At 67.8% G+C, this 21,308-nt stretch carries 22 protein-coding genes; 2 read left to right on the forward strand and 20 right to left on the reverse strand.

The window, feature by feature from the left end; genetic code table 11:
• Positions 1-4: 4 nt before the first annotated feature.
• From OQ789_RS13135 to OQ789_RS13180, 10 genes are all read right to left on the reverse strand, one after another.
• Positions 5-499, reverse strand: a complete 495-nt coding sequence (locus OQ789_RS13135; protein WP_007771374.1) for a bifunctional nuclease family protein — start codon at positions 497-499, stop codon at positions 5-7.
• Between the two features lie 107 nt (positions 500-606).
• Positions 607-1,353, reverse strand: coding sequence for a MerR family transcriptional regulator (locus OQ789_RS13140; protein ID WP_324686310.1), 747 nt, complete (start codon positions 1,351-1,353; stop codon positions 607-609).
• On the reverse strand, positions 1,353-1,814 hold the full coding sequence (gene garA, locus OQ789_RS13145) for a glycogen accumulation regulator GarA (protein ID WP_007771376.1): 462 nt from the start codon (positions 1,812-1,814) through the stop codon (positions 1,353-1,355). The genes OQ789_RS13140 and garA overlap by 1 nt, the downstream gene beginning before the upstream one ends.
• 282 nt (positions 1,815-2,096) lie before the next feature.
• A complete protein-coding gene (gene gcvH / locus OQ789_RS13150; protein WP_324686314.1) occupies positions 2,097-2,495 on the reverse strand; it encodes a glycine cleavage system protein GcvH in 399 nt (132 codons plus the stop codon).
• Between the two features lie 28 nt (positions 2,496-2,523).
• On the reverse strand, positions 2,524-3,336 hold the full coding sequence (locus tag OQ789_RS13155) for a DUF881 domain-containing protein (RefSeq protein ID WP_324686373.1): 813 nt from the start codon (positions 3,334-3,336) through the stop codon (positions 2,524-2,526).
• A 170-nt stretch (positions 3,337-3,506) separates the two neighbouring features.
• On the reverse strand, positions 3,507-3,839 hold the full coding sequence (locus OQ789_RS13160) for a small basic family protein (protein ID WP_324686315.1): 333 nt from the start codon (positions 3,837-3,839) through the stop codon (positions 3,507-3,509).
• A 55-nt stretch (positions 3,840-3,894) separates the two neighbouring features.
• Positions 3,895-4,821 (reverse strand): DUF881 domain-containing protein, encoded by a 927-nt coding sequence (locus tag OQ789_RS13165; RefSeq protein WP_324686317.1) that lies wholly within the window; start codon positions 4,819-4,821, stop codon positions 3,895-3,897.
• On the reverse strand, positions 4,814-5,443 hold the full coding sequence (locus OQ789_RS13170) for a CDP-alcohol phosphatidyltransferase family protein (protein ID WP_324686318.1): 630 nt from the start codon (positions 5,441-5,443) through the stop codon (positions 4,814-4,816). Before OQ789_RS13170 ends, OQ789_RS13165 begins: the two co-directional genes overlap by 8 nt.
• Positions 5,444-5,582: 139 nt before the next feature.
• The gene (secA2, locus tag OQ789_RS13175; RefSeq protein ID WP_324686319.1) at positions 5,583-7,913 is read right to left on the reverse strand and encodes an accessory Sec system translocase SecA2; all 2,331 of its coding nucleotides are present in this window, start codon (positions 7,911-7,913) and stop codon (positions 5,583-5,585) included.
• Positions 7,914-7,968: 55 nt separating this feature from the next.
• Positions 7,969-9,612: an acetolactate synthase gene (locus OQ789_RS13180; RefSeq protein ID WP_324686320.1), complete on the reverse strand. Its 1,644-nt coding sequence runs from the start codon at positions 9,610-9,612 to the stop codon at positions 7,969-7,971.
• Positions 9,613-9,703: 91 nt separating this feature from the next.
• On the opposite strand from OQ789_RS13180, the gene OQ789_RS13185 reads away from it, so the two are divergent.
• Positions 9,704-11,623, forward strand: coding sequence for an ABC transporter ATP-binding protein/permease (locus OQ789_RS13185; protein ID WP_324686321.1), 1,920 nt, complete (start codon positions 9,704-9,706; stop codon positions 11,621-11,623).
• 59 nt (positions 11,624-11,682) lie between these two features.
• Here the strand turns inward: OQ789_RS13185 and OQ789_RS13190 are convergent, their stop codons facing one another.
• The 3 genes from OQ789_RS13190 to OQ789_RS13200 form a co-directional block, all read right to left on the reverse strand.
• Positions 11,683-13,173 (reverse strand): FAD-binding protein, encoded by a 1,491-nt coding sequence (locus OQ789_RS13190; protein ID WP_324686323.1) that lies wholly within the window; start codon positions 13,171-13,173, stop codon positions 11,683-11,685.
• On the reverse strand, positions 13,170-13,676 hold the full coding sequence (locus tag OQ789_RS13195; protein WP_324686325.1) for a VOC family protein: 507 nt from the start codon (positions 13,674-13,676) through the stop codon (positions 13,170-13,172). The genes OQ789_RS13190 and OQ789_RS13195 overlap by 4 nt, the downstream gene beginning before the upstream one ends.
• 127 nt (positions 13,677-13,803) lie before the next feature.
• Entirely contained in the window at positions 13,804-14,487 is a 684-nt protein-coding gene (locus OQ789_RS13200; protein WP_324686327.1) for a TetR/AcrR family transcriptional regulator, read from the reverse strand.
• A 124-nt stretch (positions 14,488-14,611) separates the two neighbouring features.
• On the opposite strand from OQ789_RS13200, the gene OQ789_RS13205 reads away from it, so the two are divergent.
• The gene (locus tag OQ789_RS13205; protein WP_324686329.1) at positions 14,612-15,067 is read left to right on the forward strand and encodes a nitroreductase/quinone reductase family protein; all 456 of its coding nucleotides are present in this window, start codon (positions 14,612-14,614) and stop codon (positions 15,065-15,067) included.
• Between the two features lie 7 nt (positions 15,068-15,074).
• Here OQ789_RS13205 and OQ789_RS13210 read toward each other — a convergent pair whose 3' ends face one another.
• The 7 genes from OQ789_RS13210 to OQ789_RS13240 form a co-directional block, all read right to left on the reverse strand.
• Positions 15,075-15,752 (reverse strand): hypothetical protein, encoded by a 678-nt coding sequence (locus OQ789_RS13210; RefSeq protein WP_324686331.1) that lies wholly within the window; start codon positions 15,750-15,752, stop codon positions 15,075-15,077.
• 93 nt (positions 15,753-15,845) lie between these two features.
• The gene (locus OQ789_RS13215; RefSeq protein WP_324686333.1) at positions 15,846-16,790 is read right to left on the reverse strand and encodes a sterol desaturase family protein; all 945 of its coding nucleotides are present in this window, start codon (positions 16,788-16,790) and stop codon (positions 15,846-15,848) included.
• A 41-nt stretch (positions 16,791-16,831) separates the two neighbouring features.
• Positions 16,832-17,548, reverse strand: coding sequence for an MgtC/SapB family protein (locus tag OQ789_RS13220; protein WP_324686335.1), 717 nt, complete (start codon positions 17,546-17,548; stop codon positions 16,832-16,834).
• Between the two features lie 121 nt (positions 17,549-17,669).
• Positions 17,670-17,993, reverse strand: a complete 324-nt coding sequence (locus OQ789_RS13225; RefSeq protein WP_324686337.1) for a DUF732 domain-containing protein — start codon at positions 17,991-17,993, stop codon at positions 17,670-17,672.
• Positions 17,990-19,378 (reverse strand): PPE family protein, encoded by a 1,389-nt coding sequence (locus OQ789_RS13230; RefSeq protein WP_324686338.1) that lies wholly within the window; start codon positions 19,376-19,378, stop codon positions 17,990-17,992. The genes OQ789_RS13225 and OQ789_RS13230 overlap by 4 nt, the downstream gene beginning before the upstream one ends.
• An 87-nt stretch (positions 19,379-19,465) precedes the next feature.
• Positions 19,466-20,704: a PPE family protein gene (locus OQ789_RS13235; RefSeq protein WP_324686340.1), complete on the reverse strand. Its 1,239-nt coding sequence runs from the start codon at positions 20,702-20,704 to the stop codon at positions 19,466-19,468.
• A 240-nt stretch (positions 20,705-20,944) separates the two neighbouring features.
• On the reverse strand, positions 20,945-21,268 hold the full coding sequence (locus OQ789_RS13240) for a DUF732 domain-containing protein (protein ID WP_324686342.1): 324 nt from the start codon (positions 21,266-21,268) through the stop codon (positions 20,945-20,947).
• Positions 21,269-21,308 lie beyond the last annotated feature (40 nt).

Below are 21,308 nucleotides of genomic sequence, written 5' to 3' on the forward strand. Positions count from 1 at the left end.
CAGGCTAGGTCGCCTTGAAATCGTCCGGAGACACGCTGTCCAGAAACTCTTTGAACTTCTCCACCTCGTCCTCCCGGACGGCGGTGCCACCCTCCTCGTCGCTCTCATCCGGGATCAGGAGGCCGGCCTGGGCGAGGACGCCTTCCTCGACATAGATCGGAACGCCGACGCGCAGAGCGATCGCCACCGAGTCCGAGGGGCGCGCCGACACGGTGATATTGCGGTCAAAGACCAGGTCAGCGTAGAAAGTTCCCTCTTGCAGATCGACGATCCGCACCTCTTTCAGCGAATGCCCAAGCGCGGCAATGACATCCCTGATCAGATCGTGCGTCAAAGGGCGCGGGGGCTCGACGCCTTGCTGTTCGAGAGCGATGGCGGCAGCCTCCGACTGACCGATCCAGATCGGAAGGTAACGGTCACCGTTGGTTTCGCGCAGTAACAACACCGGCTGGTTTTGCGGCTGCTCGACGCGAATGCCGACAACACGTACTTCACCCATCTGTGTCTGCCCTCCGCGTAGTGGCGCCGATTGGATTGGTACTCGCCAGGTGACGCCGAAAATCCGCCCGACCGCCGAAAACCAAACTGTCGACCGAAGTCTAGTCCTCAGCGATCGAGAACGTCGCGTACGGCAGATTTGATCAACGACGTGTGCAAGGTGATGGCGAGCGCCGCGACTTCGCGCGCCAAATCGTCCGCGCGGTCGCGCGCGCCGGCCTTGCCGGCTTTGACCACCGGCCCCGCGATTTGGGCGATCAGGTCGGACTGCCGATCGGCGGCCGAGCGAAAAGCGCGCAAATGCCGCGGCTCGACACCGTAATCCGACAGCGCCCGCGCGCATTGCAGGATGACGACGGCATGCTCGTCGAAGAATCCGGCGGGCCCGGTGGTGATGACCCCGGCCTTGAGTAGCGCGGTCAGCAGGTCGTCCTGCACGCCCGCCCGGTTCAGCAGTTCTTCGCGGCTCAGCCGGACGTGGGTGGGAGCCACCGCCGAGGTGTCGGAGCCGGAGCCCGCGTCCGCCCCCGTTCCCGCCACCGACACCAGGCGCGGAACGGAATACGACGTCCGGGCGGGAGGGAGCTCACCGTCGGGTTGAGCGTCCAGCTGCGCCCTGATGACCTTCAGTGGCAGGTAGTGATCACGTTGCGCGGTAAGGATGAATCGCAGCCGCGCGCAGTCATAAGCGGTGAACCTTCGATACCCCGACGCGGCCCGTTGCGGCGTCACCAGCCCCTCGGCCTCCAGGAAGCGGATCTTGGAGATGGTGACATCGGGGAAGTCCGGCCTCAGCAGTTCCAGGACCGCCCCAATCGACATCCCGGCCAGTGCCGAGCTATCGGGTGCGCTCACTAGCCTGAAGATCCTCCATCCTCACCCTGCTTGGGGCCGGTCAGAAACACCAAGCGGAACTTGCCGATCTGCACTTCGTCGCCGTTGGCGAGCACTGCCGAGTCCACAGGCTCGCGATTGACGTAAGTGCCGTTGAGACTACCAACGTCGACGACGCTGAATTCGTTGTTTTCCAACCTGAATTCGGCGTGGCGGCGGCTGACGGTGACGTCGTCGAGGAAGATGTCGCTGTCGGGATGCCGGCCGGCGGACGTGGTGGGCTGGTCCAGTAAAAAGCGCGACCCCGCGTTCGGTCCCCGCTTCACGACCAGCAACGCCGAGCCCGCGGGAAGTCCCTCGACTCCAGAAACCGCACTCTCGGTTCCCGCTTGTGCGGGTGCGTCCAGTTCGTTGAGGAAGTCGGCACGGAAGACGGAAGTCGTCTCTACCGTGACTTCGTCCGAATTCTGGTCGTTGTCCATGTCCGTCACGCGCTGCTCCTCACTGGCTGCTGTGGCGATGTCTGTCCGGGCCGCTCGGCCGGCCTTCGCACCCGGGATGCCGATTACTGGCGTTTTCTACTTGCAAGTGTCTTTCACGTGTCTTTCAGCGATCTTCGAAGGACTTCAGAGGTCGATGTGTTGACGGTACCGCGCACTGCTCTGCAATGGACCCACCACCTGACGATCCGGAACTCCGACTCCCCCCGTGCCCTGGCCGCACCGCTCGCTTGCCGTGCGGGGCTGCAGGGACATTAGCAACCGTCATTCGGTGAGCGTTGCGCGGTAGGCCTCGGCGTCGAGCAGCGACGAAATGGCCGACTCCAATTCGCCGACGTCGGAGAGCTGCACATCCAGCAACCAACCGTCTCCGTACGGATCGGAGTTCACCAGCTGCGGGCTGCCGTCGAGTTCGGTGTTGACAGCCGACACCGTGCCCGACACCGGGGCGTACAAGTCCGACACCGATTTCGTCGATTCGACCTCGCCGAAGGATTCGCCCGCGCTCAATGCGGCGCCCACGTCGGGCAGCTGAACGAAAACGACATCACCCAACGCCGACTGCGCAAAATCGGTGATGCCTACCCGCACGGTGTCATCCCCGCTTCGGCGAACCCATTCGTGTTCGGCGGTGTAGCGCAGGTCGGGTGGGATATCGCTCACGGGTGATCCTGTTCTGTTCGGCTGGTGCTCACTTGACGGGCTGAGCGTATTGGTGCGGTTTTGGTTGCCGCAAGGTGGCCACGTCCACCCGGTCGGCCTGTTGGACGGACATCCGCGCGCCGACGCGCTTGACGGTGTCCTGCGCGCCGCCCGGAATATTCATCGCGGCGGCCAAAGTAGGTGGATCGCCAATGGCCAGAATCGAATACGGCGGCGCCAGTATCTTGGAGTCGATCGTCAGTGACCCAGGCGTACCCGCCACCCACGTGTCGACACCCACTCGCACCGATTGGTGCGAGTCATTGACCTCGATCGCCTCGGCGCCGGCGGCCCGCAGCTCGTTGACAACGTCGAGCATCGCCTCGGGCGAAACCCCGGGTGCGGGGTCGTCGATCGTGACGGTGACACCCGGCCCGGTGGCGCCGACCGCCCCGACCAGAATCGACAGCGCGGCCAGCCTTGACTGCGCTGACCGGATCGCGGCCTGGTCGTTGTTGCCGGACGCCTGCAATGAATTCAGCGTGTTCTGCAGCTCGTTCACCTCGGTGTTGAGCGTGCCTTCGCGCTGTCGCAACGAATCCAGCAGCACCAGAAGGTCCGCGGGGCGGGCCGTCTCCAGCGAGTCACCCGACTCGGTCTGGCGGACCTGGGTGACGATCGCGAGGCCCAGCAGCAGGCACAGCATGGCGGCCAGCGTTCCGAAGACCATCCGGGACCGACCGCCGCGCACCATGGCGGAAAGCCCAGTGCGGTGGACCGCGCCGATTTCAGGACGCGGGGTCTTCGCGGCCAGTTCGTGGCGGCCTCGCGGCGCACCCTGGTCCGGCGGATCCTGGGTCACGTTGACCTCGAGGGAGTCATGGCGCCGCTCCTCCTCATCGCTTCGCTCTGCATCGTCGCCGGCGGGTACATGGCGCCGCTCCTCCTCATCGCTTCGCTCTGCATCGTCGCCGGCGGGTACATGGCGCCGCTCCTCCTCATCGCTTCGCTCTGCATCGTCGCCGGCGCGCGTCAAGCCCCGAACAGCCTGCGGCGCAGGGCGGCCGCGTTGCCGAAAATTCGGATACCCAGCACCACGATGATGGCCGTGGACAACTGCGTACCCACGCCCAGTTGGTCACCGACGTAGACGATCAGGGCGGCCACGAAGACGTTGAACACGAAGGAGATCACGAAGACCTTCGGGTCGAAAATCCGTTCCAGGTAGGCCCGCAACCCGCCGAACACCGCGTCCAGCGCCGCCACCACCGCGATCGGCAGATAAGGCTGGATGACTTCCGGCACCGCGGGGTGAAAAACGAGGCCGAGCACGATGCCGATCGCCAGTGCTGCGATACCGATCATGCGTGGTTTCCCGTCCCCGTCTCACACCCGGGCATGTGTCTGTATCGGATCTTTCTCACTGGGGCCCAATCTGCTTGGCGAATTTGACATCCCGGACCGATCCGGCAGGCAGCGTCAGTCCGTCGGCGCCGTCCACCGTAACCACGACACCGTAGGAGATCTGCAGCAGCCGCAGTCGTTGCATGCCGGGGCTGTTGTCCAAGACATCGCGCATCGAGCGCGGCGGCCCGATCGCCAGGATCGTGTACGGACTGCTGGTCGGGTTGTTGTCGACCAGGATCGCCCCGCCCGCCTGCCGAATGGTCATGTTCGGCCCGATCCGCACACCGCCGACGGAAACGGCCTCAGCCCCGCTGGCCCACAACGAGTTGACCAGCAGCTGCAGATCGCGGTCCAGGATGATCTGCCTGCTGCCGCTGACGCGTTGCTTGGACACATCGGAAAGATTCGGGCCGGCGCCGGGATCGGTGACGGTCACCTTCAGGCCGGGCCCGATGATCGCAGTGCTCGCCGCCCCCAGGCTCAGCGCGTCGAGCTGTTTCAGCAGGCGCTGCCCCTCGGCGTCGTCGGCCAGGGCGTTGCGCTGCACCACGTCGACGCGCGTCGCCAGCTCGCTGCGACGCCGGGTCAGCTTGGCCGCGGCACTTTCCGCCGACCGCACGTTGCCCAATAGCAGTTGCTGGGCGGAGCGCACCCCGGGGGCCACCGAGCGGGCCTGCGCGACCGCGGCGGCGAAAACCGTTGCTATCAGCAGGGCCGCCATCGCCTGCCAGAGCCACCCGAACACGCGCCGACGCCCGCCGGGCGGTGCGTCGGCAGAGGCGCGTTTGGCCGCCGCCGCGGCATAGCCGGGATCGAGGTGCTCGGACAGCAGCGCACGCAACAGCGACGGCACCGGGATCCGTTGGGGCCGCGAGGCCGCGTGCGCGCTGTGACCGGCATTGGGGTCATAGCCGCCGAGCAGGCGGTCCGCGTCAGCCATGGTCAGCGACCTTCGCGGCGGCCGACGGGCGAGAACCGCGGTCGACTTTGGGCATGCGTCTCAGCGCGAGCACCAGCTGCACCGAATACTGCGCGAACGACCACAGGTACGCATACATGCCCCAGATCAAAAATGCCCATCCACAGGCGCCGATCACGCGGCTCCACAGCGTGTCCCAGGTGCCCAACAGCACCAGTGGGAAGCCGGACATCAGCGCGAACGTCGCGGCCTTGCCGATGTAGGTCACCGGCAGCGCGGACAGACCGCGACCCCACAGCAGCGGCAGCGTCGCGGCCAACAGGCCGTCGCGCGCGAGCAGGACGATGATGAACCACCAGGGCACGATCCCGCTGAACGCCAGCACCACGGGCACGGCCAGCATGTAGAGGCGGTCGACCGCCGGGTCGAGCAGCACACCCAGCCGCGAGGACTGATTCAGCAGCCGGGCGATCTTGCCGTCTGCCCAGTCCGAAGCACCGCTGAACATCAGGATCGCGACCGCCCACCCGTTGGCGTGCGCGACCAGCAGCGCGTAGATGAACACCGGGATCAGCAATAGGCGGACAACGCTGAGCACGTTGGGCACTGTCAGCACCCGGTTGGGCGGAAGCACCGGCTCCATGAGCCGTGACATTAGCCCGCCGGCGATGCGGTCCGCAGCGCGGACCGCGGAGGAGGCGCCACCAGCCGCCCAATCGGCCGAGCCGGACGTCGAGTGTGCGGCCAGCCGCGCACTCGGCACGGGCACCGCCGCCGTCAGCTCAGCGGAAGACCCCGGGCAGGCTCAGGGTGGACAGCGTGTCGTCGGACAAGGGGTTGTCGTTGACCATGTATGTCCACGTCGAGGTCGGCCGCGCCAGCTTGGACAGGTCCAGCCCCGGCTCCTCGTCGAGGACGTTGGCGGTCTCGAACGTCTGCTGCGCCGCCTCGATCGCGTCGGCGGCCAGCGACGCGAACGCGTCGACGGCCAGCCGGTGGAACTCGTCCAGCGGATTTTGCCGCCCCAGCGCGCGCAAGTGGATGCTCTCGCGGATGTCGGCCAGGTACGCCAGATGGTCGGCCCAGCCGCGGTCGAGGTGATAGAGCATGATCTGCCGGCAGATCTTCTCCAGGCGCTCTTCGGACATTCCTTCGGTGTCGGCGAGCTCCTGGTAGCGCTTCGGCGCCAGCTCGGCGAGCTCTTCGCGCGCGGTTGGGTTGCGCAGCAACGTATTACGGCGATCGACGATGATGGCGCGCTGCTGGGCGATCAGCTGGTTATAGCGCCAGGTGTTCGCGTGCACGTCCAGCATGCGGCCCTCAGCCACGCGCTGGGCGTGGTCGAGCAGGCCCGCGGCCTTGGGGCTGACGATCTTGCCGTCCTCATCGGTTTCCATCGGCAGCTTGTTGTGGTCGAGGTTGGCCGCCACGACGTCGTCTTCCCAGCTGGAGAAGTACACCGACGACCCCGGGTCGCCCTGCCGCCCGGCGCGCCCGCGCAGCTGGTTGTCCAGCCGCTGGGTGTGGTGGCGCCCGGTCCCGACGACGTGCAGGCCGCCCAGTTCGGCGACGCGGTCGTGATCGGCCTCGTCCGAGCCGCCGAGGCGGATGTCGGTACCGCGCCCGGCCATCTGCGTCGACACGGTGACGACGCCGAACTTGCCGGCCTCGGCGATCACCTGGGCTTCCTCGGCGTCGTTCTTGGCGTTCAGCACCACCGCGGGCACGCCGCGGCGCAGCAGCCGTTCGTGCAGGTCCTCGGATTCGGCCACGTCGCGGGTGCCCACCAGCACCGGCTGCCCCGTCGTGTTCACCTCGGCGATGTGCGCGACCAGCGCGTCGTTCTTCGAGGCGGCGGTGATGTACACCCGGTCGGCTTCGTCCTCACGAATGTTGGGCTCGTTCGGTGGGATCGGTGACACGCCGAGCTTGTAGAACTGGCGCAGCTGTTCACCGGCGGCCAAGGCGGTGCCGGTCATGCCGCACACCGTCGCGTAGCGGTTGATCAGCGCCTGGACCGTGATGGTGTCGAGCACCTCGCCGGTTTCGGTGGTCTCGATGCCCTCCTTGGCCTCGACCGCGGCCTGCAGCCCGTCGGGCCAGCGCTGCAGTTGCGCGATGCGCCCGCGCGCGGCGTTGATGAGGTGCACCGCGTCGTCGCGGACGATGTAGTGCACGTCGCGCTGAAGCAGCACGTGCGCGTGCAGGGCGACGTTGATCTCGGTCAATGTACTGACGACGTGTTCCTCGGAATACAGGTCGATGCCGCCGAGCGCCTTCTCGACCTTGCGGGCGCCGGCCTCGGTCAGGTGGACATTGCGGCTGTCGGCGTCGGTGTCGTAATCGGTGCCGGCCTCCAGCTGGCCGGCTAGCTTGATGATCTCCAGCCGCGGCGTCTCGCGGTGGGTGGTTCCGGCCAGCACCAGCGGCACCAGCGCCTCGTCGACCAGCACCGAGTCGGCCTCGTCGATCAGGGCCACGTCGGGATTGGGCGATACGAGATCGGCGACGTCGGTCACCAGCTGATCGCGCAGCACGTCGAAGCCGATCTCGTTGACCGAGGCGTAGGTGACGTCGCAGCCGTACGCGGTCCGGCGTTCGTCGCTCGTCGACTCGGCGGTGATCCAGCCGACGGTCAGCCCCATGGCCTCGATGACGGAACCCATCCACTCCGCGTCGCGGCGGGCCAGGTAGTCGTTGATGGTCACGACGTGCACATGCCGACCGCCGAGGGCGTACCCGGCCGCGGCGATTGCGCCCGCGAGCGTCTTGCCCTCGCCGGTGGCCATCTCGATGACGTCGCCCGCCAGCATGCGCAGCGCGCCCAGCAGCTGAACGTCGAACGCCCGCAACCCGGTTGCCCGCTCACCGGCCTCCCGGGCGATGGCGAGGAACTGCGGGATGTCCTCGGAGTCCGCCAGGTCCTCGAGGTTGAGCAGCCCGGCCGCTTTGCGCAACTGCTCGTCGGTCAGCTTGGCCGCCTCGTCGTCGTACTCCGACGATGCGGTGACCTGGGTGAGCGAGCGGCTGCGGTCCTTTTCGGTGCTGGCGCCGAGCAGCTTCCAAAAGCGGCTGCTCAGCCGGCCGGGTTGAGCGCGGGTCGTCTTAGGCACAGGTCAACGGTACGCGGTGAGCCACCGCGCGAATTCAGGACAGTGGTGCGACTCGTCAGGCGAGATTGGAGCGGCGCGGATAGGCGACGCCGGGGTCGGTGAGCACATTGACGACGGCGGGCAGCCCACTGGCGAACGCGCGTTCCAGAGCGGGCCGCAACTCGCCGGGCGCGGCGACCAGTTCGCCGTGCCCGCCCAGGGCGCGCGCGATCTCGTCGTAGCGCGTCCCCGGCCGCAGCTCTGCTACCACTGAATAGCCGTATAAGGCTTCCATGGGGTGTTTTTCCAGACCCCAGATTCCGTTGTTGCCGACTACGGAGACCACCGGCACGTGGTGCCGAGCCAGGGTGTCCCACTCCATGCCGCTGAAGCCGAACGCGCCGTCGCCCTGCAGCAGCACCACCTGGCGGTCCGGGTGGGCCAGCTTGGCCGCCAACGCGTAGCCGGGGCCCGAGCCCAGGCAGCCGAAGGGACCGCTGTCCAGCCAGCAGCCCGGCTGATAGCTGTCGATCACCCGTCCGGCATACGACCCGAAATCACCGGCGTCGATGACGACGATGGCGTCGCGATCCAACATGGGTGCGAGTTCGGCGTACACCCGCATCGGGTGCAGGGGGCTGCGGTCGTCGGCGAGTTCGGCCCTCTCCTTGGCGCGCGATGCCGTCTCGGCGGTTCGCAGTTCGCCGATCCACTCCCGATGATCCGTTCCTGTGGCGGATGCCAGCGCCGCGAGGATCGCCAACAGGTCGCCGTAGAGCTCGGCCTGCACCGGTCGCGGATGACGGCGTTCGGGCTGCGCCCGGTCCACCACGATGAGTCGGGTCTGCGCCCCGAACACCGCGCCGAAGCCGAGCCGGAAATCCATCGGTACGCCGACGATCAGCGCAACGTCGGCCTCCCCCAACGCTTTTCCGCGAACCCGGGAGAACGCCAGCGCATGATCGGCGGGAACGGCGCCGCGGGCCATGCCGTTCATCAACACCGGGATCTGAAGCTCTTCGGCGAGACGCAGCAGGGCCGCTTCGCCGCGCCCCCACCAGACGTTGGTGCCCGCCATGATCACCGGCCGCCTCGCCGACGACAGCAGGGCGGCGGCCCGGCTCAGCGCGTCGCCGTCGGGCGCAGGTCCCGGCGGCAGGTCGACCAGGGCGCCGGGCCGGCCGTCATCGTCGGACATGGAGAACACGTGATCCATCGGGAAGTCGACGAACCCCACGCCCGATGGCGCGCTGACCGCCGCACGCAGCGCGTCGTCGACCAGCCGCCCGGCGTCGTCCGCTGACTGCGCGGTGGCCGCGAAGCGGGCCAGCGGCGCCACGAACGGCACGTGGTCGATCTCCTGCAGCGAGCCCATGCCCCAGCGCTGCGCCGGTGCCCGGCCGCCCAACACCACCAGCGGCGACTGATTCTGCTGTGCGGCCGCCATCGCGCTCATCCCGTTGGTGATGCCCGGCCCCGCGGTCAGCGCGGCCACGCCCGGTGACCGCGTCACCTTCGACCAGCCCTCGGCGGCGAAGGTCGCGGTCTGCTCGTGGCGGGTGTCGATCAGGCGGACACCCTCCTCGCGGCACCCGTCGTAGATGGAAAACAGGTGCCCGCCGGACAGCGTGAAGACGGTGTCGACACCGCTGGCCCGCAGGCGCCGCGCGACAAGTCGGCCGGCGTGCAATGTTTGTGCGGGGAGGGCGTCGGTAGTCATCACCGCAGCCTAACCAGATTCGTCGGGTACCTTCGCCGAAGGATTTAAGTCGAGAAGGGTCCGACCACCACCACGCTGAGGAGGCACGACCGTGGGCTCGAAGCCGTTCACGCCATCGATCGACTGGTCGTCGGCGCTCATGGATTCGCTGCGGTGGCTCGCCATTGCATGGACGATCGGCGCCGTTTGCCTCCTGGTTGTGCTGGTCGCCCTGCGCTATCTCACCCCGTGGGGCCAGCAGTTCTGGCGGATCACGCGGGGATACTTCGTCGGCGCGGCCAGCGTCAAGGTGTGGCTGATGCTCGGCGTGCTGCTGCTTTCGGTCGTCCTGTCCGTGCGTATCAACGTGCTACTCAGCTATCAGTCCAACGACCTGAGCACGGCGGTGCAGATCGCGGTGCAGGGCATGGCGGCCGGCGACAACACTGTCAAACAGTCTGGGGTGCATGGCTTTTGGGTGTCGATCGCGATCTTCATCCTACTCGCGACGATCTTCGTGATCCGGGTCATGGCGGACATCTATCTGACCCAGCGCTTCGTCATCGCCTGGCGGGTCTGGCTGACGGGCCACCTCACCGACGACTGGCTCGCGGGCAGGGCGTACTACCGCGACCTTTTCATCGACAACACCATCGACAACCCCGACCAGCGCATCCAGCAGGACGTCGACATCTTCACCGCCAACGCCGGGGGCACCCCGAACGCGCCGACCAACGGCACGACGAACACGCTGCTCTTCGGCGCCGTCAATGCGATGGCCTCGGTGCTGTCGTTCGCCGCGATCCTGTGGGACCTGTCCGGCAACCTGACCGTGGCCGGCGTCAACCTGCCGCGTGCCATGTTCTGGGTGGTCTTGGTCTACGTGCTGGTGGCCACGGTGGTCGCGATCTGGCTGGGACGTCCGTTGATCCGGCTCAGCTTCGACAACGAAAAGCTCAATGCCGCATTCCGTTACGCGCTGGTGCGGTTGCGCGATGCGGCCGAGGCGGTGGGCTTTTACCGCGGTGAACGGGTGGAGCGCCGGCAGCTGTGGCAGCGGTTCACGCCGATCATCGCCAACTACCGCAGGTTCGTTCGCCGGACCATCATCTTTAACGGATGGAACTGGTCGATGACCCAGGCGATCGTTCCGCTGCCCTGGGTCATTCAGGCGCCGCGATTGTTCGCAGGCCGGATCCACTTCGGCGACGTCACCCAGACCGCGGTGGCCTTCGGCCAGATCGAGGAGTCGTTGTCGTTCTTCCGCAATAACTACGACGCGTTCGCTTCCTTTCGGGCCGCGATCATCCGGTTGCACGGGCTGGTGGACGCCAACAGCAAGGGCCGCGCGCTGCCGGCGATCCTGGTCAAGCCGAGCGAAGAGACGGCGGTCGAACTTCGCGGCATCGAGGTGCGCACGCCGCAGGGAGACCAGCTGGTCGACTCGCTGGACATCCAGCTCGGCCAGGGCGACAGCCTCGTGATCACCGGCCGCTCCGGGGCGGGCAAGACGACACTGCTGCGCAGCCTGGCCGAACTGTGGCCGTACGCCTCGGGGACCCTGTGCCGCCCGGACGGCGACAACGAAACGATGTTCCTGTCGCAGCTGCCGTATGTGCCGCTCGGCAATTTGCGCACCGTGGTGTGCTACCCGAGTTCGCCGGGCAACGTCTCCGATGAGCAACTGCATGACGTACTCACCAAGGTGGCGCTGGTGCCGCTGAGCAACCGGCTGGACGAAGACCAGGACTGGGCCAAGGTGCTGTCCCCGGGCGAACAGCAGCGGGTCGCCTTCGCGCGCATCCTGCTCAACAAACCCAAGGCGGTCTTCCTCGACGAGGCCACCTCCGCGCTGGACGAGGGCCTGGAATTCGCGCTGTACCAATTGGTCCGGGCCGAGTTGCCGGATTGTGTGTTGGTCAGCGTGAGCCACCGGCCCACCGTCGAGCAGCACCACGAGCAGCAGCTGCACCTGCTCGGCGGCGGCCCGTGGGAACTGGGCCCGGTGGAGAAGGAGCCCGCGCCGGTCTAGCGCCTACGCTCCCCCGGCCCGCGCGGCCGCGTGCGCTCCGGCGCCGTGTGGTAGCGCGCCTACGCTCCCCCGGCCCGCGCGGCCGCGTGCGCTCCGGCGCGGCGCCCGAAGAACGATCCCTCCCCCAGCTGCGTGCCACTCGCGTAACCCTTGCCGTCCTGGGCGAGGTTGGATGCGCAGGCGCCCGCGGCGTATAAGCCCGGCACCACGCTGCCGTCGGCCCGCTGCACCTCGCCGTCGATCGTTACCGCGAGCCCGCCGATGGTGAATCCCGAATACATCGCCCGTCCGAGCGAAAGGTCGAACACCGCCCAGGGGCCGTGGTCTTGCGGCGCAACGAATTCCGGTTGCTTATGGAAATCCGGATCTTCGCCCGCTGCGGCGTACTTGTTGTAGCGATCCAGCGTGGCCTCGAGATTGCCCGCCGGAATGTCAAGTGCGGCTTCCATTTCCGCGATCGTCTCGTACCCGTCGAGGAAGCGGATCAACGGCATCGCCGGCATCTCGGTGTGCGCCTCGTCGACGATCAGGTATGCCGTCTGGTCGGGCTGCTCCAAGACGAAAGCCGAAGTGCGGGAGTGGTAGGAGTCTTCGGTGACGAAACGCTTGCCGTCCTTGTTGACGATCACGCCGGTCAGCAGAACCTCGGGCGGGTAGGCCGCAGCGGTAATGAACAGCTCGTCCATGTTCTCGGTCGCACCGCCCGCCGAGACACCCATCCGGATGCCCAGTCCGTCGTCGTTGGGATTGCCCAGGATGTAGGGCGCCACCGTGCCGTGATGCTTGGTGCGTCGCTCCTGACCCAGCGCCGGCGTGTGCTCGGCCACCATCTCGGGGTTCATCGCAAATCCACCGGCCGCGATGATGACGGACTTGGCCTTGATGGCCCCGGTTTCGGCGAAGTGCTTCCACGCGACACCGACGACGGCACCGCCGTCGGTGACGAGATTGGTGACTCCCGTCTCGTAGCGGATCTGCACGCCCAGCGCGTCGGCGCGCTTGAGCAGTAGGTCGATCACCATGCTGGCACCGCCCAATTCGCCGGGCACCGGCACCGAGTGTCCGCGCGGCGCCGCCTTGGCCTGCTCGCAGAAAGGCCAGACCTTTTCATTGCCGGTGTAGCTCAGCCCCTCGGTGCCCGGCGGGACGACGACCTTGCCCGGGTAGTAGCTGCGCTCAAACTGAAAACCCAAGTCCTCCAACCAATTGAAATGTTCGACGCTGCCTTCGCAGTAGGCGCGGATCTTGTCGAGTTCGGGTTCGCGCGACACCGCGACCAGATACTTGTACATTTCCTCGACGGAATCGTCGTGATCGGTCGACTGCTGCACGGCGGTCCCGCCGCCGAGGTAAAAGTGGCCACCGGCAAGCGACGTGGTGCCACCCGCCGCGGCCGCGCGTTCGAGCACCAGCACCCGCGCCCCCGCGGCCGCGGCGCTCACCGCGGCGCAGCCCCCGGCAATCCCGAACCCGATCACCACGACGTCGACGTCATCCGACCACGTGGTCACCTCGCCCGCGCTGACTATCGCCGGTATCTGCGTGCTCATCGGCACCTCTCCTGCTCCTGTTTGATGTAGTCGAAAAACGCCCGCATTTCGGGCGCAACATACGCAAGCTCCACATACGGCACACCCGCCTGCGGCGCCGACACGTAGACGAACTGGATGCCACCTGGCATCACGCCACGCTGCACGACCGCCACACCCTCCCCGACGTCGGTCACCGCCGCCTCGAGTTGCTCGGGGCTTTCGACCTCCATGCAGATGTGGTGCAAACCCGGCCCGCAATCGGACAGAAAGTCGCTATAGATGTTCTCGCCGCGGACCGGCTGGATCAGTTCCAACTGCATGTCGCCGAGGTAGCTCAGCGAGATGCTGGCAAAGAAGTCGGCGGGCTCCCCGCGGTAGCTGCACGAGTCCGGAGCAAAGTGCACCTCGGGGATTCGCACCCACTTCCGCACGCCTAACAGGCCGGTGAGGGCCGTTTCGGTGGCATCCAGGTCGGCCGTGACCCAGGCGATCTGCGTCGGTGATCCAAGCGGAAGCGTCATCGCCTCGCAGGATAGTCCAGCCGCCGGGCGCCCAGAAGGGGCCCGAATGACTTTGCCATTACGAGCCTGAATGGCCGGCGATTCACAGGGTGAACACGTTCTAATTGCGGCCGCGCGCTGTCCGCCGTCAATGCCGGCAGAGGACGTCGACCAGCAGCCGCAACTGGGCGTCGAAGACCGTTTCCGGGTCGGTCAGGGTGTCGGCGCCGTATTGGCCGAACACCTCGAGGCTGATGGCACCCAGCACCCCCGCCCACAGCAAGAAGCACTTGGCGAGCACCTGGTCGTCGCCGGGAAACCCGAATTCGTGGCGAATCCGTTCGAAGTCCGACGACATCGGTTGCGGGGCAAGGTCGTTCGTCAGCCGGATATCGCCGGTCGCGATTCCGGCCGCTACCGCGTCGAACAGCGCCGCGACCACCCGGGTGCCCACCGCGACCGTGCGCTCCGGGGGTGCGTGATATCCCGGAACGGGACTGCCATAGAGCAAGGCCCAGCAGGCGGGGTTTGCGACGGCCCAGACCCGGGTCGCCCGCGCGATGGCGACGACATCGTCGCTCCATAGTTCGGCGACCGTCTCGCGGGCGCGATCCACGGTGTCGGCCAGGTCGGAATAGGCATCCACCAGCAACAGGGTCAGCAGTTCGTCGCGGCTGGACACATAGCGGTACACCGCCGAGGAGACCATGCCCAGGTCGCGGGCTATCGCCCGCACCGACAACCCCGCCGCGCCGCGATCGATCAGCTGGCGGCGACCGAGTTCGATGATTCGCGACTCGATCTGCTCGCGCGATTCGCGGCGTTTGCCCACCCGGTCAGTCTGACACAACCGAGAACACCGCTCTTGTTTTCCGGACCGGCGTGTGGCAGCGTGTTCACCAACGAGAGCACCGCTCTCAGAAAGTTCCTCAACGGATTGCTGAGAGGCATGCACCATGTCCACCCGATACGAAGCACCCAACCGCACCGCCCTCGCCGCCAACGGGATCGTCCGCCGGCTCGCCGAGGCGGGGATCAGCATCGCCGGAACTCGGGCGCTGCGCGTCCGCGGCCGGAAAACCGGAAAGCAACGTGCGGTGGTGATCAACCTGCTGACCGTCGACGGAGTGGACTACCTGGTCTCGCCGCGCGGCAACACCGAGTGGGCGCGCAACGTCCGGGCGGCGTCGGTCGTCGAGGTGGGTCCGCGCTGGCACCGGCGGCGGATGCGGGCCGGCGAGGTCGACGACGCGGCCAAGCCCGAGCTGATCCGCCGCTACCTGGGCCGGTGGTACTGGCAGGTCAAGGGCTACGTTGCCGGGTTGACCCCGGACAGCACCGACGAGCAATTGCGGTCCGCCGCACCCTCGATTCCGGTGTTCGCGCTCACCCCGACGGACGCCCCGGGCTGACGGAACCCTAGCGCGCGTTGTCGCGCGCGCCCAGATCCTCGCGGGCCTCCTGCGACGTGGCCCCCCACGACACCGCGGCCGGCAAATCACCCCACACGCTGTTGAAGATCCCGACGAGCTCGCCAGGGCCGCCGGTGGGCGCCAGGTACACCGGGCCCCCCGAATCGCCGTTGTGGCTTTGCACGCCGTGCGACATGGTGAACCAGCCGTTGTTCACGCTCTCCACCGTCCCGCAGGTCTCCCCGGTGATCACACCGAAATGGCAGACGGGCTGGCCCGGCGCAAGCGCCAGGCCAGGGTCGGAGATCAGCGGGCGGCCGCCCGGCAGGATGTCGTTGGCCGTAACGCCATTGTCCAGCACGATCGCTTCGTAGTCGCTGATCGTCTGGCTTGTGGAGACCGTCGTTCCGCTGGGGGTGTTGTCCCGGAAGGCCGCCATCTGGCCGATGACGGTGCCGCCACGGTCCGTCACCACTCCGCTCCCGCCCCGGCAGTGTCCCGCGGTGAACGCGATCTTCTGGGCGGGGTCGACGTACCCCAGCGTGCACACCCGGTTGCCCTGGCGTATTTCCATGCCCGGATACACCACGACATCGGCTTTGACCGGCGCAGCCGGCGCGATCGTGACGAGGGCTACCACGGAAGTCGACGCGGCCGCTGCGCGCCTTGCCAGACGATGCACCATGAACTCCGATCCATCGGCCCGATACCGACGGGAGGGCGAGGCTACGGTGAACTCCCCTCCACGCTGAGTTTTTCGCGCCGGCCTGCGCAAATGTTACAGCGCGATCACGACCGTGGTGGCGGCGTCGGCACGACGGGCCAACCGCGGCTGCCAGCCGGGCGGGCCGAACACGTAACCCAACCGGTCACGCAGCCGCCTCGCCGAGCGCCAGTCACGCGCGATCGCGACGTATTCGCGGGTCTGCAGCGTCCAGATGTTGAATGTGTCCACGCGCTTGGTGAGGCCGTAATGCGGCCGGAACAGCTCGGCCTGGAAGGTGCCGAAGAGCCGGTCCCAGACGATGAAGATGCCGCCGTAGTTCTTGTCCAGATACACCTTGTCCATCCCGTGGTGCACCCGATGATGCGAGGGGGTGTTGAACACGAACTCGAACGCTCGCGGCAGCTTGCCGATCCGCTCGGTGTGTATCCAGAACTGGTAGATCAAGTTCAGGGAGAAGCTGAAGAACACCATCCACGGTGGAATTCCCAACAGCGGCAACGGAATCCACATCAGGATCTCGCCGCTGTTGTTCCACTTCTGGCGCAGCGCGGTGGCGAAGTTGTAGTACTCGCTGGAGTGATGGGCCTGGTGGGTCGCCCAAATCAGGCGCACGCGGTGCGCGACCCGGTGATATGCGTAATAGAGCAGGTCCACCCCGAGAATCGCGATGACCCAGGTGTACCAGCGCGTCGCCGACAGGTGCCACGGCGCCAGATAGGCATAGATCGCGGCGTACCCGAGCAGCGCCAGGGTCTTCCAGGCGGCGGTGGTGGCCACCGAGACCAGTCCCATCGAGATGCTGGCCACCGAGTCGCGGGTGAGGTGCGCCCCTGACGCCGGTCGCGCCTGGCCGGTGGCCTCGGCCGTCAGCTGTTCCAGCTTTCGGGCCGCGGTCCATTCGAGGGTCAACAGCAGCAGGAAGAACGGGACGGCGAAAAGCACGGGATCCCGCATCTGCGGCGGCAGCGCGGACAGGAAGCCGGAGAGGGCACTCACAGGGCTAAGAGTACGACGTGCGGCGGGCCGTCGATTCGCCCTCAGCGACGATCGTCGGACTGCGCTTCGTCTCCGGCGTGCCACTGCACCGCACGCACGCCCGGCAGCAGCGACAGCTCGGCCACCAGTCGCTCCAGGCGGGTCGGGGCGTCGCCGTCCATTAACAGGTGGGCGGTCAGGGTGACCTCGTCGCCGGCCGGGTTGCCGGTGTGGATTCCGCGAAGGGTGATGTCGTGGCCGCCGGCGTGCTGAACGATCTGGGCCCGCGCGTACTTCTCGTGCTTGGTCCGGCAGACCACCTGCACCAGGTAGGGCGACAGGCCCTCGTCGTCTTCGGCGCTGTTATCGCGGTCGATCAGCCGGCCGAGCGGGCGCCCCAGCAGATGGATGCCGATGACGGTGCCGGTACCGATCAGCGCGAACACCAGATGCCCGGAAGCGGCCAGCACGCCGATCGCCGCCGAGCACCACAGCGTGGCGGCGGTGTTGAGCCCCCGGACGTTGACGCCCTCCCGCAGGATCACCCCACCGCCCAGGAACCCGATACCGGACACGACATAGGAAGCGACCCGGGTGGGGCTGGTGTCGGAGGTGGCTGCCGCGTACAGGACGAACAGCGTCGCACCCGCGGCCACGAGAGCATTGGTGCGCAGGCCGGCCCGCCGCGCCCGCCATTGCCTTTCCATGCCGATCAGGGCGCCGCAGCCCACGCCGACCCCAAGGCGCAGGGCGAAGTCGAGGGCACTCAACGTCTCCAACGACTCACCCCTTCCCGGTTGCGCGACGGCGAAGGGAGCTAACCAAATGCGGGTTAACCGCAGGTGGACCACGACCGAACCGGACGTGTCGGGAGTGTTCCCGGGCGCGGCGAGTCCCAGGTTAACCGGGATTGGGTGCCAGGTGGTGGGGGCAGTAGGCGCCCGATGCGATCGCGGCGAAGGTGGCCGCGCCGTCCATCGTCATGCCGGGGTTGTGCTCCTTGATGTCACTGACCACCTGCAAGCCCGTTTCACCCCTGCCCATCAACCCGCACACGGCTTTGGCGGACGCGATCACCTGATCCGGGCTGCTGTAGGTGATGCCGGAACTGTTCAGGCCCGCCAAAAACGCCGCGTCGTCGCCCTCGGGCTCGGCGTGCGCTATCGCGAACGCCGCGAAACTGCTCACGCCAAGGACGCCGAGCAGCGCAAGGAGGCGTCTCATCCCGTCCCCGCCTTCCCGGGCCGGGCGTCGGGCAAGGTCACCCGGGGCTTGTCTGCGCTGGACACATGCACCGCGTGGATGCCGGGCTTCTTGGACAACTGGTCGAGCAGCCCGTCGAGCCCCGCCTTGTCGACGTTCCAGTGCTGCACCGCCTCCGGCTGCTTTTGCAGCTTCGCGATGACGTCGTCGAGTTGGACGGGCGCGGCGGCCTTCGTCGCGTCGCCGGCGCGGACCACGGCTCCCCTCCCGCTCCCGACGAGTGGCGCGGCGGCGCCGAGGGCGCCTCCGGTCAGGCTTCCCAGCGCCATCTGACCGAGCAGGCTGCCCGGGATTTCCGCGACAGGGGCCGCGGCCAGACTCGCGGCCGGCAGGCTGCTGGCCAGCCTGATCGCCGGGGTCGCCGACGCCCAGGCCGGCGGCACCGACAGCCTGCCCACCACGTTCGCCTCGCTTACGCCCGCCGATACCGCCCCGGTAAGGCCCGCGCCGGCCGAACGCACGCCGAGACCCGCGCCCAGCGCGGACTTCGGGATGTCCAGGCCCGCGACCGGGAGCTTGTAGAACATCTTGAACTCGGTCATGGCGAGGTTGATCGGGCTCATGCTGTCGTTGGCGACCGTGCTGAACCGGCCGATGTCGGCGAGGATGCCGAAGGTGTTCTGCCACGTTGCGCCGGCCAACGGGGAGCCCGTGAGGGTGTTGAGGACACCGTCCCAGAACTCCATGTAAGCCCGGGAGCCGTTGCCAAGGGCCTCGAGCAGTTGGCTGACGACGCCGGACGCCGGGGCGGCGGCACCGGTACCGCCGGCCACAGCGCCGGCTTGGCCCAGCGCGGCCGACTGGGCGGCGATCCCCGTCGCGCTGGTGGTCTGGGGCGGCTCGGCGAACGGGGCCAATCGCGTGGCCGCCGCGGACGCGCCGGCGTAGCCGAACATCGCGGTGGCGTCCTGCGCCCACATTTCGCCGTATTCGGTCTCGGTGGCGGCGATCGCGGCGGTGTTCTGCCCGAAAACGTTGGTTGCCAACAGCATCGCCAGCCGCGCGCGATTGGCCGCGACCTCGGTCGGCGGCACCACCGCCGCCAACGCGCTCTCATAGGCGCCCGCGGCCGCCGTGGCCTGGGCGGCCGCGTCCTTGGCCTGCGCGGAGGTCGCCGAGATCCATGCCACGTAGGGCGCGGCCGCGGCGGCCATGGCGACCGCCGACGGGCCGGACCACGCCTCGTTGACCACGCCCTCGACGATCGCACCGTAGGACGACGCCGTGGACTGCAATTCGGCGGCCAGCGCGTCCCATGCGGCGGCGGCTGTCAACATCGGCGCCGCCCCCGGGCCCGCGTACATCTGGCCGGAGATGATCTCTGGTGGCAGGAGCGCGAAGTTCATTGCCGCGCCCTCCCCGCGGCACGTCCGGCCGCGGGCCGTCGGGCCCGTTGGATCGATGCCGTCTCAGGGGTCATGTCCACGGCCCCATCAATCCGCCGGAACCACGATGATCGTGGCGGTGGTGGCGACGCCGTCGGCCGCCGCCGCGGCGACCCCGGTGGTGCCATTGCTGACGGTGCGCACGCCGGCGCCCGCCAGAGCGCGCCCGGCCAGGCTCGCCGCGGCCATCTCGCCGAACATGGCCCCTTGCGCCGTCGCGGACATCGCCGGGACGGCCCCAAAACTCGCGCCCGGCAGCACCGAGGCGACCGTCTTCAGCACGGGCGCGGCCGTCGCCCAGCCTGGCGGGACGGACAGCGATCCGACCAGGGTCGCGCGGCCCATCGACCCCGCCGCGCCGCCAAACGCCGGTGTCACCGCGGAGACGTAGCCGCCTCGTAGCGGCGCCAGCGGCGACAGGCCCCCGGCGATGGCTTTCCCGCCGCCGAGCAGTTCGGCGACGCCCGGCGCGTTCTGGGACAGACCCAGGGCCTGTAGGGACAGCAGCCACCAGCCGCCCGGCAGGATGACCGCCCCGATGGGGCTGTACGCGCCCGTGAGGGCGGCGAAAAATGGCCGCAGTGCCGCCGTGACGGGGTAGATCGCTTCGATGATCGACGCCGCCGGCGTCGTGGCCGAAGGGGTCACCGCCAGTCCTTGCAGCATCGTGGGCGTCGCGTTGATCACCGCCGACAGCTGGGCCGGGACGTCCGAGGCGGCACTTTGCGCCACCGCCGCGGATTGGGCGGCCACCCCGGACGAATCGGTGGTCTGCGGTGGCTCGGTGAAGGGCGCCAGCTGGGTTGCCGCCGCCGACGCGGCGGCGTAGGCATACATCGCCGCGGCGTCCTGGGCCCACATTTCGGCGTACTGCGCTTCGGTGGCCGCTATGGCCGCAGTGTTCTGGCCGAGGATGTTGGTGGCGATCAGCGTCATCAACAAGCTGCGATTGGCGGCGATCACCGGCGGGGGCACAGTCGCCGCGAATGCGGTCTCGTAGGCCGCGGCAGCGAGCCTGGCCTGCATCGCCGTCTGCTCTGCCCGCGCGGCCGAGTCGGTCGCCCACGCCATGTACGGGGCGGCCGCGGCACTCATCGACATCGCTGCCGGCCCTAGCCAGGAGCCCACCGTCAGGCCCGCGATCGTCGCGCTGTAGGCCGCCGCGTAGGAATACAATTCGGCACCCAGCGCATCCCATGCCGCGGCGGCGGCCAGCAAGGGCCCCGATCCGGCACCCACGTACATCCGTCCTGAATTGACCTCTGGCGGCATCGCCCCGAAGTCCACCCGTTGCCTCCCGTCCTCCTCAGTGCCAGGGTAGGGGCGAACGTGCGGGCGGCCCGCGAATGAGCCGCTGCTCAAATGAAATTCATGAGATACGCCTGCGGGCACATATATGTTTCATGTGTTTACAGACGGTGTCCTCACCGGCGGTCGGCGCTTGGCGACCGCGGGGGGTGCGAAAGCTATTGAAGGCCAAAATATTTGGCGATGCGGTCGGGGCATCGGCCGCGCATAGGTGCGGGGCTATCGCCTGCCAGGTCGCTGGGGGCAATAGTATTTCACCGCGATCGCCAGGAACGATGTGGCGTGATCGTTAGTGAGCCCTGGGTTTTCGCTCTTCAGCTCGTCAACCATGCGGGGACCGAGCTCGCCGTTGCCCAGGGACGCACACACCGCTTCGGCGAACTTGATCGCCCCGTCGGGGGTCGAGTAGGTGATGCCCGCACTGCGCAGTGAGGTAAGGAAAGCGGCCTCGTCACCGCCGGGCGGCCCAGCGTCGGCATCCGAGAACGGAGCCACTCCGATCGCGGCCGAAACGACGATGCTGAGCGCCGACAGCGGTCTCATGGCCGGTGGCCGCCATCCGTCGCGGCGGCGGGCCGGCTTC

The sequence above is a fragment of the Mycobacterium sp. 94-17 genome (assembly GCF_035617725.1).
Classification (GTDB): domain Bacteria; phylum Actinomycetota; class Actinomycetes; order Mycobacteriales; family Mycobacteriaceae; genus Mycobacterium.